Annotated in this window: 13 protein-coding genes and 7 pseudogenes; all 20 read right to left on the bottom strand. The window is 46.9% G+C overall.

The genetic code is table 11. From position 1 onward, the window contains the following. Nucleotides 1–2: 2 nt before the first annotated feature. Nucleotides 3–839: an SEL1-like repeat protein gene (locus LOY38_RS29430; protein WP_258698213.1), complete on the bottom strand. Its 837-nt coding sequence runs from the start codon at nucleotides 837–839 to the stop codon at nucleotides 3–5. Nucleotides 840–1,021: 182 nt separating this feature from the next. Continuing rightward, nucleotides 1,022–1,669 (bottom strand): hypothetical protein, encoded by a 648-nt coding sequence (locus LOY38_RS29425; protein ID WP_258698212.1) that lies wholly within the window; start codon nucleotides 1,667–1,669, stop codon nucleotides 1,022–1,024. Between the two features lie 89 nt (nucleotides 1,670–1,758). Continuing rightward, nucleotides 1,759–2,103: a hypothetical protein gene (locus tag LOY38_RS29420; RefSeq protein WP_258698211.1), complete on the bottom strand. Its 345-nt coding sequence runs from the start codon at nucleotides 2,101–2,103 to the stop codon at nucleotides 1,759–1,761. Between the two features lie 10 nt (nucleotides 2,104–2,113). Continuing rightward, a complete protein-coding gene (locus tag LOY38_RS29415; protein WP_258698210.1) occupies nucleotides 2,114–2,584 on the bottom strand; it encodes a hypothetical protein in 471 nt (156 codons plus the stop codon). A 262-nt stretch (nucleotides 2,585–2,846) separates the two neighbouring features. After that, nucleotides 2,847–3,491: a hypothetical protein gene (locus LOY38_RS29410; protein WP_258698209.1), complete on the bottom strand. Its 645-nt coding sequence runs from the start codon at nucleotides 3,489–3,491 to the stop codon at nucleotides 2,847–2,849. Between the two features lie 247 nt (nucleotides 3,492–3,738). After that, a pseudogene (locus LOY38_RS29405) lies at nucleotides 3,739–4,203 on the bottom strand (HNH endonuclease); the annotation flags it as partial. A 234-nt stretch (nucleotides 4,204–4,437) separates the two neighbouring features. Beyond that, nucleotides 4,438–4,791 (bottom strand): annotated as a pseudogene (locus LOY38_RS29400) (RHS repeat-associated core domain-containing protein); the annotation flags it as partial. Between the two features lie 671 nt (nucleotides 4,792–5,462). Next, a complete protein-coding gene (locus LOY38_RS29395; RefSeq protein ID WP_258698208.1) occupies nucleotides 5,463–5,795 on the bottom strand; it encodes a barstar family protein in 333 nt (110 codons plus the stop codon). Continuing rightward, nucleotides 5,795–5,983 (bottom strand): ribonuclease domain-containing protein, encoded by a 189-nt coding sequence (locus LOY38_RS30510; protein WP_408980650.1) that lies wholly within the window; start codon nucleotides 5,981–5,983, stop codon nucleotides 5,795–5,797. The genes LOY38_RS29395 and LOY38_RS30510 overlap by 1 nt, the downstream gene beginning before the upstream one ends. Before the next feature lie 168 nt (nucleotides 5,984–6,151). Further along, nucleotides 6,152–6,755: pseudogene (locus tag LOY38_RS29390) on the bottom strand (RHS repeat domain-containing protein); the annotation flags it as partial. A 24-nt stretch (nucleotides 6,756–6,779) separates the two neighbouring features. Then, nucleotides 6,780–7,151, bottom strand: a complete 372-nt coding sequence (locus LOY38_RS29385) for a hypothetical protein (protein ID WP_258698207.1) — start codon at nucleotides 7,149–7,151, stop codon at nucleotides 6,780–6,782. A gap of 105 nt (nucleotides 7,152–7,256) precedes the next feature. Next, nucleotides 7,257–8,414 (bottom strand): ankyrin repeat domain-containing protein, encoded by a 1,158-nt coding sequence (locus LOY38_RS29380; protein WP_258698206.1) that lies wholly within the window; start codon nucleotides 8,412–8,414, stop codon nucleotides 7,257–7,259. Between the two features lie 43 nt (nucleotides 8,415–8,457). After that, nucleotides 8,458–8,973: an SMI1/KNR4 family protein gene (locus tag LOY38_RS29375; protein WP_258698205.1), complete on the bottom strand. Its 516-nt coding sequence runs from the start codon at nucleotides 8,971–8,973 to the stop codon at nucleotides 8,458–8,460. A 34-nt stretch (nucleotides 8,974–9,007) separates the two neighbouring features. Continuing rightward, nucleotides 9,008–9,204 (bottom strand): annotated as a pseudogene (locus LOY38_RS29370) (RHS repeat-associated core domain-containing protein); the annotation flags it as partial. Continuing rightward, complete coding sequence (locus LOY38_RS29365; protein ID WP_258698204.1) at nucleotides 9,171–9,497, bottom strand: hypothetical protein; 327 nt, start codon at nucleotides 9,495–9,497, stop codon at nucleotides 9,171–9,173. The pseudogene LOY38_RS29370 and the gene LOY38_RS29365, both read right to left, overlap by 34 nt. Nucleotides 9,498–9,636: 139 nt before the next feature. Continuing rightward, the gene (locus LOY38_RS29360; protein WP_258698203.1) at nucleotides 9,637–9,993 is read right to left on the bottom strand and encodes a hypothetical protein; all 357 of its coding nucleotides are present in this window, start codon (nucleotides 9,991–9,993) and stop codon (nucleotides 9,637–9,639) included. Nucleotides 9,994–10,390: 397 nt separating this feature from the next. Next, nucleotides 10,391–10,635 (bottom strand): annotated as a pseudogene (locus LOY38_RS29350) (RHS repeat-associated core domain-containing protein); the annotation flags it as partial. Between the two features lie 252 nt (nucleotides 10,636–10,887). Further along, on the bottom strand, nucleotides 10,888–11,373 hold the full coding sequence (locus tag LOY38_RS29345) for a contact-dependent growth inhibition system immunity protein (RefSeq protein WP_258698202.1): 486 nt from the start codon (nucleotides 11,371–11,373) through the stop codon (nucleotides 10,888–10,890). A 365-nt stretch (nucleotides 11,374–11,738) separates the two neighbouring features. Continuing rightward, nucleotides 11,739–11,996 (bottom strand): annotated as a pseudogene (locus tag LOY38_RS30505) (RHS repeat-associated core domain-containing protein); the annotation flags it as partial. Between the two features lie 3 nt (nucleotides 11,997–11,999). After that, nucleotides 12,000–12,332 (bottom strand): annotated as a pseudogene (locus tag LOY38_RS30500) (hypothetical protein); the annotation flags it as partial. Nucleotides 12,333–12,533 lie beyond the last annotated feature (201 nt).

Raw genomic sequence — 12,533 nt, 5'->3', positions numbered from 1 at the left:
TTTCAACACGCTTGGCTCCTATACGACCCTGAACCTCGCCATTCCTGTATACCTTCCAGTAATCGGATTGGTGGTCGCCACCGCCTGGCTCGTTCAAAGTCCTGCTCGACTATCCATCCATCAAGGTACATTTTCGCCATGTCATATTGACCGTGGGCATCACCGGATTCGGCTCGGGCAAAGTGAAATTCCACCGTTTTGGATGTGGTATCAATCTCCCAATAATCGCGTTTGTTTACCTGGAATAGCCGAACGGTTTGATCGTTCACCCATTCAACAGGACCTAGCAACGACTCAAAAAGACCCCGCGCGACGCTGATTCGCGTGGCTGTGAAAAATGCTTCAGGCGTGTTTTTTGAACCCTGCACCAGGACGCCGATTTTGATGTATTGATCCGTGCGCCAAGCAACCGTTGCTTTGAGCGTTTTGGACGGGTTTTTTAGTGAGCGTCCCGAGGTGCCTGAGAACCGATAGTCACGTTTGATGATCTCAGCTTGGAGCCTATGTATCGGGTCGTTATCCCACCCTTTGAGCGCCGCCAGCGACAAAAGCGCTTCGTTAATGTCCTCGATTAGCGACTGGCGAATGGCGCTGTCCGTAGCGTCCGCAGGTAGCTTATCGAGGTGCTTGAACGGATGAGAGTAGGTGCAAACATCCAGAAGCGTTTTCTCTGCTTCGACTGGAGCTGGCTGAAGAACTACTTTGGAAATGCCGCCAGCAGGTAGCTTGCACTTAGTAGCAAGGAGATAAACGTAGAGTACGGCTGCCTCCCGAACGCTGTGAGCCTGGAGGCGCTCCGTAGGGGAGTCGATTTCGAGTGCCGATAAATATTTGCTCATCAGGATCTCTGCCTAGGTCGAATGACGTTGCGAACCCTCCAGTCGGAGATCGAATCTTCAACTTCAGTAACGACGTTCGCGCTGCGCATTATTCACTGAATACGCAGCTTTCGTGCGCGAATTGACCCTGCCAGAATGGTTTATTCGTATTTTCAGAAGAATTTACCCTTCTGTCCATTTGATCACGACAACGGCATTTCGAAAACAATCTTGCCTAAACGGTTCTTAACAAAATAAATATTGTCTTTTATTTCTGCGCTTTTAAAATAATCACTCCTGTCAATAAAGCTTGGGATGTCGTTCATCCAAATTTTCTTCTCCGTCGAATTCTGTGAGTTAGTTGTTTCGCAATACCAGCTCTCGCCAACTTCAGGGCTTAAAAGTCTAAAAACATTGATTTTTTGTTTTTTGTCTTTACTGATTTTCGAGAGTTTTTTAATTTGAGTTGTTAATTGAAATTGAGTCTTTTTCACCGCGTTGCGAGTGGAATTTATTACACTGATGACTTCTTTATTTTCGACTTTTTTTGTGGCGATGGTAATAAGCGCGTTGCCTAACTCGTCTAACAGCTTGGTATTCTGAGTGAAGCGGTCTAGTGACAAAAAACCTTTGAAATCGAAATCTTCAATAAAAATATTAGTCACGCCTAGCACATTATCAAATAAATCCTCCTCGCCCCTCGGACCCAATTTCACGACTATTTTACTGCTTCCGTTGATGTCTATCTTTGGCAGCAACGCCATAAATATCTGCGTAATGGGGTGGCTTAACCAACGAATACGGACATTCTCTGGCAAAATGGCCGAGTCGCTTTCTTGTAGGGTGAACATATTCAGATTCATTGCTGTGTTCGCTTTAAAAAACTAGCTGGTACTTAGTATTATTCTGCCGCATACAAATGAATTGCATCTTCTGAAATTTATATTATTTTTCTGCTTGGATGTGCCTGAACTGGAGAGATTAATAACTCGCGCAGATCGCCTGAAGTCACGGCGCCGTCAAGAAAACTCAAGAGATCGTTTCTTTCTGCCTTATATAATTTTCCCTTGAAAATTATTTTTTTACCTTTGTAAGCGATCAGTTTGTGTGCCACATAATAGTAATCTGAAGTCATGTGAGGCCTTAGATCTCTAAGTGAGTCGAGTGCTTGAATGTAATCCCCTGAAAGCGTTGGTTGTAACATCATTGAATAGATAGCTTCTCTGCTTTCATTCGGAGCCAATTCAAGCACTTTGAGTTTTTCCAGTCGATAGTTGTTTTTCATACTGGTTCGATTAACACGAGCTACTAAGCCAGGAGGAGAAGTCAGAAATATAAATTTCATTTAAAATCAGTTCTAGAGGTATATCCTCAATGCTATCGGCTATCTCGTCATAAGGGGTGGGTAATACATAGGAAAATCCGAAGTCATCATCGATAATTATTGAGCCATTAAAAATGCGTTGACGCTTTGTAAGTTTTTTTACTTGGCCAAAAGACATCCCTGTAGAAAGCACACCTCTGTAAAGTCCTTGGTAATGTACATTACAGCCGATTGAGTATATTTCTCCGTCAGAAAGGGTTGCTATGGTGATGGTGTCGTTTACCACATAGGCCATCCTTGTTTTCCCGTCTGGTAGATTATAATTTTTTATTTTTACGTTATGTTTTCTATATAACTCATCGATATGGCTGGAAATGTTTTCCCCTAATAGTACGTTTGCTGCTGAGTGCTTGGATTTGATGTCTGCTGCAAAGTCAATCATATTTAAGTTCCACCATTCATTAACGTGCCATTAACATAGACTGGAGAGTCTTTTATTAGGTCGTAATTTTTGAAGTCGCCATGTCCAATTCTGCCAAATACAATATTTTCTCCAGATTTATTGGCTTTGTACACTGTCCAATAATCGTTTTCGTGAATGTTGGGCTGGATGGAACCGTAATCTTGGACGGTAATAAATACTCGTAGAGTACGACCGCCTCTCGAATGCTCTGAGTATTCAAGTGTGGGTAAGTGCTTGCTCGTCAAGAGTTTGATCTCGTCAAACATTCCTCAGGATAAATTTTCAGTTTGCTATTGTCCGTAAGTATTTCAAAAATGGTTAGGGAATCATCTGCGTGATTGATCTCATAAAATCTTTCCGTGAAGGTGCTTCGCCATATTTTTTCAGTAATCGAAGTGATTTTATCGGCATTGTATTTATAAAGAGTTTCGAAGTATTCTCCTGTATTGTTCAAACAGTAATGCCCTATAGGTTTGTCATTCAGAAACTTAATAAGGGAAACCGAGTCAAGGTTGGCCTCTAGGTTGCCGTTTAGCTCACTGCCGAATGTAAGTTCAAGGGTTTGATCGGCCTCATGCAAAAAAAACCGTCTATAAACAATCCATTGTTTTTTAATTGTTACGTATTTCGCAAATTTTAACTCGCCTATTATTTTGTTATCCTCATTTAAGAAATAACGTTGTCTGTTTTTGGCTGGCTCAGATTTTTTTTTAAAAAAATGCCCAGGCTTACATCCCTGGAGTTCCGACATATAGGGGGCCGGCGAATAGGAAGGCATGATCCCCATGCCCCAGATTGTCGTTTTGTAGTTTTTCTCCACAGACGATATAAGCTCTGAATATTTATCCTTATATTCGTTGAGTCGTGCGTGTAAAAAGTCCTTCATGGGGCATCTCCTACTTTGCTAATGGGAAAACCTTTCCGCCGTTGAGCTCCAAGTTGAATTTATTTAAACCCGACTCGAATCCAGATTTTGTGTTCGCCCCCGGATCATAAAGCCGGAACGTGTTGTAGTGCAGCCCGGTCTCTCGGTAGAAAAACTTATTCCCGTTTTTTATCCAAACATGCATGTTATGGTTTTCGCTAAAAAGTAGAGCCGGACGTTGTTTAGCTCTTCCGGCTCTTTTTCTAATCTAGTCTAGAAAGTCATCGTTTTCCAAATAATAAGTAACTGCTTTCAGTAGTTCTTCTTTGCTGGAGTTCGGATGATGTTCTATTTTATTTTCAATGATCGCTTTGAGTATCGGAGACTCAAGGAATGTTCCGTATTCGTCATCGAACTCCATTTCTTCGTCGTCATTTTCTGCAAGGTAATATTTTCTATTTAGGATGTCGTTTTCTGACTCCAAATCAAAATCAGTATCCACATATAACCAGCCGGCATTGGGTAGGTCATTACGTTTTTGCAGAAGTTCGTCAAAGCCATTAATGGTTATCATAAGTACTCCTTGTTTTCGATATTTCGTACCGCCGCCCCATTTATTTCGACCGCCTTTACCATCAGGGTGGTAGATTTTATGATACGTTTTATGATCATTGAAGTCGGCTAGCTGTAATGAGCCTGGTTTGTTTCCATGATGCCAAGTCATATTGGCTGGGGATGTTCCTCTGAACGTCCCATTCGGCCGTGGCTGCACAAGCTCTACAGCGCCAGGGTATTTAGTCTGCATTTGACGTTTAAAGTCCGGATCTGTTTGCATTCGTTTGTAAACAGATTCATTTGCGCGGCTAAAGTGCTCTGCGTCAGTCATTTTGTATTCGGACGCGTTCAGTGAGTGCTCATGGAACACATGATATTTCCCTAGGTCGCGAGATCCTTCACCATTGTATAGCCCAAGCGGATCTATCCAGGTCAGGGTGGGTGGGGCATAACTGTAAAAATTCAGCCCTCCCGCCAACCCAATCGGATCCGGCGTGGTAAACCGCCCCACATCCGGATCATAAAACCTGAACATATTGAAATGCAGCCCCATCTCCCGGTCCAGGTACTGCCCCTGAAACCTCAGGTTTTGCTCTTCAATGTAATACGGCTCGCGCACCTCTTCTAGCATGTTGCCCCACACCCGATAACTCGCCTGCCAGACGTTGTGGCCCTCCGCTTCGGTGAGTTGTTCCGGGAGGCCGCTGATGCGGGTGCCGTCGACACGGGGCCGGGGTTCGTAGCCTTCGTCCTCGTATAGAAAAATGGGTTTAATCGCAATAAATGTACAAATTCAAATTTTCATCGTAGGTATTATTTAGGAATTTTATAAAGTCATTCAGCTCGATTGAATTTGGTTTGCCAGTTTTCATTATTTTTTCAATTTCAACTATTAGAGATTTTATTTCGCCAAAAAGAATGCTGGTGTCGGAGTAGTAATCGGAAAATTTATGTATTTTCGGGAAGTCTTTTTTGGGTTTTGCGATGCTCAGCAGAATATCGTGTGCGTTTTCACTCAGAGAAAATACGGAGGTTTTTTCATTGATGTTTTTTTGACTTTCTGAAGCCATAAAATCGAGTGGCATAGGGGTACCTAATTTTTAGGACGAGAAGGCGAGCTCGTCTTCTTCGTAAAAAACAGCGCCCAGCTTCGTTGGGTACGGCCGGATGTTCAGGAAATTTTCAAGCTTGTATGAAAGTAGATTGAATATGTCCATTTTTTAAGGTTTTCCACTTGCCTTTCGCACATTTTTCTCGACACGAAACGATGTGATGGTGCTATTCAGTTTGCCTAATAACCTGGTGCCCGTCATCTGAGAATGTGTTTCAAGCATCACTAATCCCAAGGGAGCGATTGAATTTGAAGTCGCACCGTTGCGTCATGAGACCGACGAATATGGATATTTTCTGGTGTAATGATTCTGTTTATTTTCAGGGCTAGCGCTCAAGGAGCAAAAGGATTGAGGAGGGTGTTTCTTTAAATTTGCACTTGTAGTTAACAAATTCAACAATGAAGATAAGCGTCTCTCGTAAATTTTGTTGGGCGGAGGTAATGTTTTTCGTTAGGATAATTATTTTTTCAGAAGGATCTACTCTTACTTTGGTCATTCCTTCTTCTGGATACCGCAAGCCAAATAAACAGTCAATTACGGCATCGACATTCTTGCCATAACTATCAGGGAAGCCGAATTTTTCTGCTAGGGCTTCATACAGTTGCTCGGTATCTTTTATTTCAGAAAAATCCAGCTCAATCGTTGCTTTTATGTTCATTATTTCCATCCTCCAAGGTTTATTTCTATGAATGAATCATAGTGATCGTGAGGGTAATAAGCTTGGCCTGTTTTTTTGTCGACGACGATGCGCCGAGCGCCATTGGTTCCTACATTAGGCGTTTTAACCGTCCATTCGTGATAGGGCCCGCTTCCTGTGTTCAGTCTTTGGCTGTTGGGGTTGCCGATTGTGTGGGTGTTACTGAAAGGCGTGCCGTCGTTGGAGTAGCGAGGCTACCTTAATTTAGTTCGGTTAATGGTGCTTTGCAGCTCTCTCATTTCCTGTTTTGACATGCTGTGCCCCCATTTGCTTTTGATCGCAGCATGGGCTTGCTTAGGGCTTTTAGCAAAATGAGAGCATTTTAAACCCAGTGGGTCGATATAACTGTGCGGATCGGAGGCATAACCGTAAGCATTTAGTCCCCCGCCAACCCAATCGGATCCGGCGTCTTAAACCGCCCCACATCCGGATCATAAAACCTGAACGTACTGAAGTGCAGTCCCGTCTCCCGGTCCAGGTACTGCCCCTGAAACCTCAGGTTCTGCTCTTCAATGTAGTACGGCTCGCGCACCTCTTCTAACGTGTTGCCCCACACCCGATAAGTCGCCTGCCAGACGTTGTGGCCGTCGGCTTCGGTGAGTTGCTCGGGCAGGCCGTCCTAGGTCAAACGGGTTTCGCCGAGTGGGTAGCCGTGGGGGGCGTGCTCGGTTTTTCAATGCGCCGGCCCAGTGGGTCGTAGGTCATCCTGAGCACGCTGCCGTTTCCACTGCGCACCTCAATCAACCGGCTCTCAGCGTCGTAACCGAAGTGCTGCAAGTCCCGTTTAGCGCTGCGTTCGATCAGTCGGCCGGCGCCAGCGGGTGGTGGGCCGTCCAGCAGGTTGGCGGCGGCGTCGTAGGTGAGGGTTTCGCTCTGGCCGTGCAGGTTATCCTGGCTAGTGATGATTCGGCCATTAGCATCATCGGATTCGTGGGGGCGTCATGTTTATGAACCTGACTCTCTTTTTATAAGTTTTCCGCTAGTGATTTCCAGAAAATCTTTAATGCTCCCATGAGCTACTTCTATATATTGGTTGACAGTAACTTTATCAACAATGCCGCATAGGTAGCTCCAGTGTCTGCCAGTTTCACTGTGAAAATAAATTACCCCCCACTCGCAGGGCAAGATATGCTGTTTAGAGTCGATAGATATTATGTTCCAGATTATCCCGCCGAGGTTTGATATTTCTTCTCGGGTGGCTTCGGTAAAAACAATTATTCCGTCGTCGAGCCGTCCTTGTGAGGTGTTGCAATCAGGGCATCTATTAAGTTTAGGGTCGTAATTTGCATAGCAATTCTCGCATGCTTTGTATTTCATGACGGCCTCAACTATTTTATTGGGATGCTGGATGTTATGACCCTTGGTCCTGTTCCTCGATGTTGCCTAGGGCGAGGAAGGCGGCACAGAAACCGCTCCACTTTTCTACTGTGTTATCCCTGGATCCGGAGCGGGAATGACCACACTCGCCCAACTGGCTGTACGTTTGCGTTGTGTCAGAGCACGCAATGCTGCTGCGTCAGGCTCGCCCTTTTTCGTGAATTTGACAGGTACCAAAACATAAAGCGTTACCTTTTCATCGTCGGGGATCATCTCTTTTTCAGTTCTCGTATCCCAGGCTTTATCCACGGCCACGAAAGCATCCACTTCGTCTGGCCAAGCCAGGTTGGCATACATGGCCTCGGAACGACGAATCAAGAAGCCTTCCGACAAGGGGCCATCATCGACCGTGTGGCGAGCGAGCAGAGACAGCAACTCAACCGGAAAAACCCAAGGACTGTGGGGGGTAAAACCTTGCTGCGTGAGAGGCCAGTCGCCAGGCAAGCATACGAATAATTCGGTATGAGGACTTTTGGCAAAAAGTCCGATGGTGAAGAGTAACTTGAACTTGTTTTTGCCATCAATACAGCTGATACGCAGCTCCAGACCCTCTTCATTAGTGAAGGGACTCTGTTGTGCGGGTAAAACCCAGCCAGCGGTGTTGTGCACGAAAGTGACTATAGAACCACCAAATTCCTCGGGCCGGCTTTCAACAATGTCCATGATACTGACCGCCCCCGATTTTCTTAAGGTGGACGCAATCCCTGTAAATCCCCAGGTATTGGCGATGTCCAATGGCGCGGTATTCAGCCTGGTGTGCAGTCGATTGATGTTGGCATGGTGTTCTATAAGAAGATTGACGACGTCCTGATGCCCAAAGGTAATCGCGTCAATCAGCGGGGTGGTTATGCTGTTAGGCCATCCATCCACCAAAGCACCGGCCTCAAGAAACCATTGGCATGTTTGTAGATGTCCATTTCCAGCGGCTGCGGCAAGTGGCGTGCTATTGCCGGAGCTGACGGCAGGCTGGTCCAGCGCAATACCTAAAGACACCAATAAGCGGCAAATTTCGGTTTGACCCCGTTCGGCAGCCATGTGCAGCAGGGTCTCATGACCAATAAGGCCATACATGGGCAGGTGCAATAGAACGGAATTTTTCTCTAGGCGCTTTTTTAGTGAGGCTGCATTTCCCGACGCGATGTCTGCGTGAATGGCTAATAAAGTTTTGATGTTCTTTTCATAAATTTCTTCTGGGTTGTTCATTTAAAAAATCCATTTTTCTCTTTTCTGGTAGCGCGAGCCTGAATCACTCCTCGACGAAGTCGGGCGGGCTGATAAGCGTAGAGAGGATCAGGTCAAGGAACGACGTGAAATCAGGCGCCAGGAAAAACAGATTTCCACAGCCGTCGCGCTCAGCGATATCAAAATCATTTTTGTCGTCACTTTCGTGCAAGTGAGTCCTGTCCCAGTAGTATAGGCCTTCCTTGCCAGCTTCTACGACCCATACAAATGGATTTCCGCCACCGTCTTCACCGATAGCGATGCTGTTGTCCAGGAAGGAAAGCTCGTCGATAAACTCTTCGTTGAACGCCAGCAGATCATTGCTTTCTTCGTCGGGTATAAGGCCGAAAAGGCGGTCGAAGGCGATGCTGCCTTCATCGATCTTATCGAGTGCCAGACTTACATAATCGGGAGCTGTTGCATAAAAGCCGTTTCTTTTTTTCAGGAAATCCTTGTAATCCGAAGGCAGTTTTTTTTGCAAACGCTGCTCAAATCCCTGTATGTCCGCATCTGACAGGCCGGGTTTATATAAAAAAGGCATGGTTGCACTCCTTGTTAAAGGCAGGATAGTTGGACGGATCGAGCCACCCGACAGGATTTGGCTCATAGCTGTAAAGGTTCAGCCCTCCCGCCAGACCGATTGGGTCAGGGGGGTATAGCGCCCGATATCCGGGCCGTAGAAGCGAAAGGTGTTGTAATGCAGACCGGTTTCCCGATCCAGATACTGGCCCTGAAACCTTAAGTTTTGTTTTTCGATGAAGTAGGACTCGCATAACTCCTTGAGGCTCTGGCCCCATGCCAGGTGCTGCGCGTGCCAAGGGTATCGGTGACTGCGATAACAGGTTTACCACCACAGATATCATCCATGGACACTAGAAAATGGGCCGGCCAATTTCCGTTCAGCTGGGTCTTGTTCGATTCCCCAGTCCATTTATAGCCGACCTGACCGCGCCAACGTCTGCGGGCACTTTGCATTGGCTTGGCTGTTCTTTTCGAAGCTGCCTTCGATATCAAGTTTTTGTAGCCGCGGCGTAGTTCTTTAAATGCTTTGTCGAGGGCGCTCATGTTCTTCTCCCACGGGAAATTATTTAACGCAGATTTACCGCAGCCGGGTTTGCTTCCGGGGTTAAAACGAGGTCAGCCCCTGTATTTCCTTAAAAGCAGACGCTCCAACTGGTTCAAATGCCCGCTTTTGTTGGAAAAATCAAGCCTCCATGAAGTCGTCGTATTCTCGATAGTGATTGATTGCCTGGATCAAAATGGCGCTATCAGGGGTCTTTATTTTTTTATGAATTATCTGCGATATGGCTTGAAGGGTTTGCACGTCAACCCAGGTCTCTACATTTTCTTTTTCCAGCGACTTAGGAATGGTTTCTCCGGCGCTGTTTTCTACGGTCTTGTCATCCTCTTCTAGATCATCAATTTCATCTTCGGTAATGAGATAGAAAACCGCATTTTCTGGTTGCTGCTCCCATTCGTCCAAATTTGTATAGATCCAGTCATTATCGGTAACGGAATTGATCGTGCTGAATAGGTCGGTGATGCCTTTCATCTTTTTCATCATTGATTCCTTATTTTCTACAAGATGACCCGCCGCCCCATGTCTTCCTGCTGCCGACTCGTTTTTCATTGCGGCCTTTCGGGTGGCAGTCACCATGACGGTTTTTGTGATCTTCGTGGCTCACCAGCTGGAGATTGCCGGCCACCACAGGATGGTGATGCCACGTCGAGCCTTTCATTGCTGTTATTCTGAATTTGCCATTTTTCTTCGGAGCTACCCAATTTGAGATACCCGGGTGTTTTGCTTCAACAGCTGGCTTCAACGCGGGGTCATTCTTCATCGCATAATGAAGTTGACTGTTGGATTCGGCGAAATGGACAGAATCTTTTGAGCGCCAAATTTCTTTGTTGATATGTGCTTCGAACGATACGTTATAAACGCCTGGATTGGAGCTCGCCCATCCCAAGGGGTCGATCCAAGAAACCGGGTTCGGCCCATACTGATAGAAGTTGAGCCCCCCGGCCAGACCAATGGGATCAGGAGTAGTAAACCGCCCCACATCCGGATCATAAAACCTGAATGTATTGAACTGCAGCCCCGTCTCCCGGTCCAGGTATTGGCCCTGAAACCTCAGGTTCTGCTCTTCGATGTAGTACGGCTCGCGGACCTCTTTAACGGTATACCCCAGAGCCGGTAGTAGGCCCCAAGGGTCAATCCCAAGGGCTTGAAGGCGGCAACCTCCAGAGGCTCGTCAAAAGCTCCGCCAAGCCAATAGGTTCGCCCTGGAATTCCACCGCTGTACTTGAGGGAGTGATCTCGAAAGGAGGGCGGTAGCTTCTTTCCAAACGTCGACTCAAGATTGTCGATATCTACTGGGCTAATCGCGGCTTCGTCTTTTCGAGAATACGTTTTCAATCATTGTTGGTTTTTATTTATCAGGGCGTAAGTGATTTATTATTTTTTTTGAGGGTGGTAGGTCGCTATTTCAAAAGCCTTCCTGACAGCTTCTCCGACCTCAGTATTTGTAGGAGTCATGGGCAGTGTTATAGCTTTGGCCTCCAGCAGCGTTTCCCATGCATTAATATTGAAGTTGTCGAAGGGGATAACAGAAACTGATTCGTGCTGGAAGTCCTTTTCAACGGAAATCAGGCGGCTGTTTCTCATCAGGGCAGGGTAAGTTTTGGATTCTGTCCATTCACATAACTGGGCACGTAGCTCCTTGAGCTGCCAAGGCGAGAACTCTGGTGCGATTTGCCCATAGTTATTGATAGCTTCAATAACAGCTGAACCGATCTCTTCATCCGTAGTCGCCCTATTCAGTTTTTTTGTCAGTGCGACGTTTTCGCTTGCGCTAATAGCTGCATCGGGGGCTTGCTTTGATCGTTGGATAATATAGTAGCTATCGTTGCATTCGAAAATTATCGCGTCGTGTTTCTGCATGCAGGGGCTCACAAGTTGGAGATTGTTTGTGGGTCGATACGTTCGACGGTAGAAGCCTTGATGGCGGTGCCTTTGAGCGAACCACTTTCTATCGTCCCACCGTGTTTGAGTATCAGCGGATAGCCCTTTTCTGGTTCTTAGTATAACCAGCTGTTGTGGAGGCTTTGGCAACAATTAGCCTCGGTGGTGAGTTTGTCTGCTTACCATATTATCGACTCTTACACGATAGTTCACAGGCTTACCACTTGCATCAAAAGGCCTTATCAACGCCTGCTCTTCTACATTGTTGGCGCCATACTTCGTTTTTGCTCTTCCGGTCACGGTGGTTTCCCATGTTTTCCCGGCTTTTGCATTGGTCCTTACACACCATCCCCACGGATCCAGCCACCCAAACGGGTTGGGTGCATATTGGTAGAGATTGAACCCAACCCAGTCGGATCTGGAGTGGTGAACCTCCCCACATCCGGATCATAGAACCGGAACGTATTGAAATGCAGCCCCGTCTCCCGGTACAGGTACTGCCCTTGAAACCGCAGGTTCTGCTCTTCAATGTAGTACGGCTCGCGTACCTCTTCTAACGTATTACCTCACACCCGATAAGTCGCCTGCCAGACGTTGTGGCCGTGGCCGCGACGGTGGTGTTGATAGAGCGTGGTGTGCCCGGCCGGCAATTGGCTGCTGAGCAACCGCCCTTGGGCGTCGTAGCTGAACTGGGTGCGCTCGCCGAGGGCATCGGTGATGGTTTGCAGATAGCCACGGTTGTCGTAGCTGAACCGCGTCGGATAACCCGAGCAATCGATGTGTTCCACCAACTGGCCGAACGGGTTCCAGCGCAGTCTTTTGCTTTTGCCGGTGGCGTCGATGATCTCGACGACCTGGCCTTGGGTGTCGTAGCGGTAGCGGGTGACATGGCCCAGCGGATCGGTTTCGGCGATACAGTTGCCGTGCTGATCGTAGCGAGCGTTTGTGGCCATGTGGTGTTGACCTGGCCATTCTTTTCGAAGTTGCCTTCCAACTGGAATTTTTTGTGGATACCACGCAGCTTTATCAATGCCTTTTCTAACGCGCTCATGTTCGTTCTCCGAATAAAATTGGCGGAGGTGCGGGGGTCAGGACTTGAGCCATGGCCCGAAGGCGTATGCGGTTCGTGGCGTGGGAAG

Origin of the sequence: Pseudomonas sp. B21-015, from assembly GCF_024749285.1 — a bacterium.
Classification (GTDB): Bacteria; Pseudomonadota; Gammaproteobacteria; order Pseudomonadales; family Pseudomonadaceae; genus Aquipseudomonas.
Note: the sequence above shows the minus strand (reverse complement) of the source record. Positions and strands in the feature narration are given on the sequence as shown.

Excerpts from the sequence above, each read along its gene's own strand:
- LOY38_RS29420 (WP_258698211.1), bottom strand. The coding sequence starts at position 2,103 with ATGAAAAACAACTATCGACTGGAAAAACTCAAAGTGCTTGAATTGGCT.
- LOY38_RS29375 (WP_258698205.1), bottom strand. The coding sequence starts at position 8,973 with ATGCCTTTTTTATATAAACCCGGCCTGTCAGATGCGGACATACAGGGA.
- LOY38_RS29425 (WP_258698212.1), bottom strand. The coding sequence starts at position 1,669 with ATGTTCACCCTACAAGAAAGCGACTCGGCCATTTTGCCAGAGAATGTC.
- LOY38_RS29385 (WP_258698207.1), bottom strand. The coding sequence starts at position 7,151 with ATGAAATACAAAGCATGCGAGAATTGCTATGCAAATTACGACCCTAAA.
- LOY38_RS29345 (WP_258698202.1), bottom strand. The coding sequence starts at position 11,373 with ATGCAGAAACACGACGCGATAATTTTCGAATGCAACGATAGCTACTAT.
- LOY38_RS29360 (WP_258698203.1), bottom strand. The coding sequence starts at position 9,993 with ATGAAAAAGATGAAAGGCATCACCGACCTATTCAGCACGATCAATTCC.
- LOY38_RS29410 (WP_258698209.1), bottom strand. The coding sequence starts at position 3,491 with ATGAAGGACTTTTTACACGCACGACTCAACGAATATAAGGATAAATAT.
- LOY38_RS29430 (WP_258698213.1), bottom strand. The coding sequence starts at position 839 with ATGAGCAAATATTTATCGGCACTCGAAATCGACTCCCCTACGGAGCGC.
- LOY38_RS29415 (WP_258698210.1), bottom strand. The coding sequence starts at position 2,584 with ATGATTGACTTTGCAGCAGACATCAAATCCAAGCACTCAGCAGCAAAC.
- LOY38_RS29365 (WP_258698204.1), bottom strand. The coding sequence starts at position 9,497 with ATGAGCGCCCTCGACAAAGCATTTAAAGAACTACGCCGCGGCTACAAA.
- LOY38_RS29380 (WP_258698206.1), bottom strand. The coding sequence starts at position 8,414 with ATGAACAACCCAGAAGAAATTTATGAAAAGAACATCAAAACTTTATTA.
- LOY38_RS29395 (WP_258698208.1), bottom strand. The coding sequence starts at position 5,795 with ATGAACATAAAAGCAACGATTGAGCTGGATTTTTCTGAAATAAAAGAT.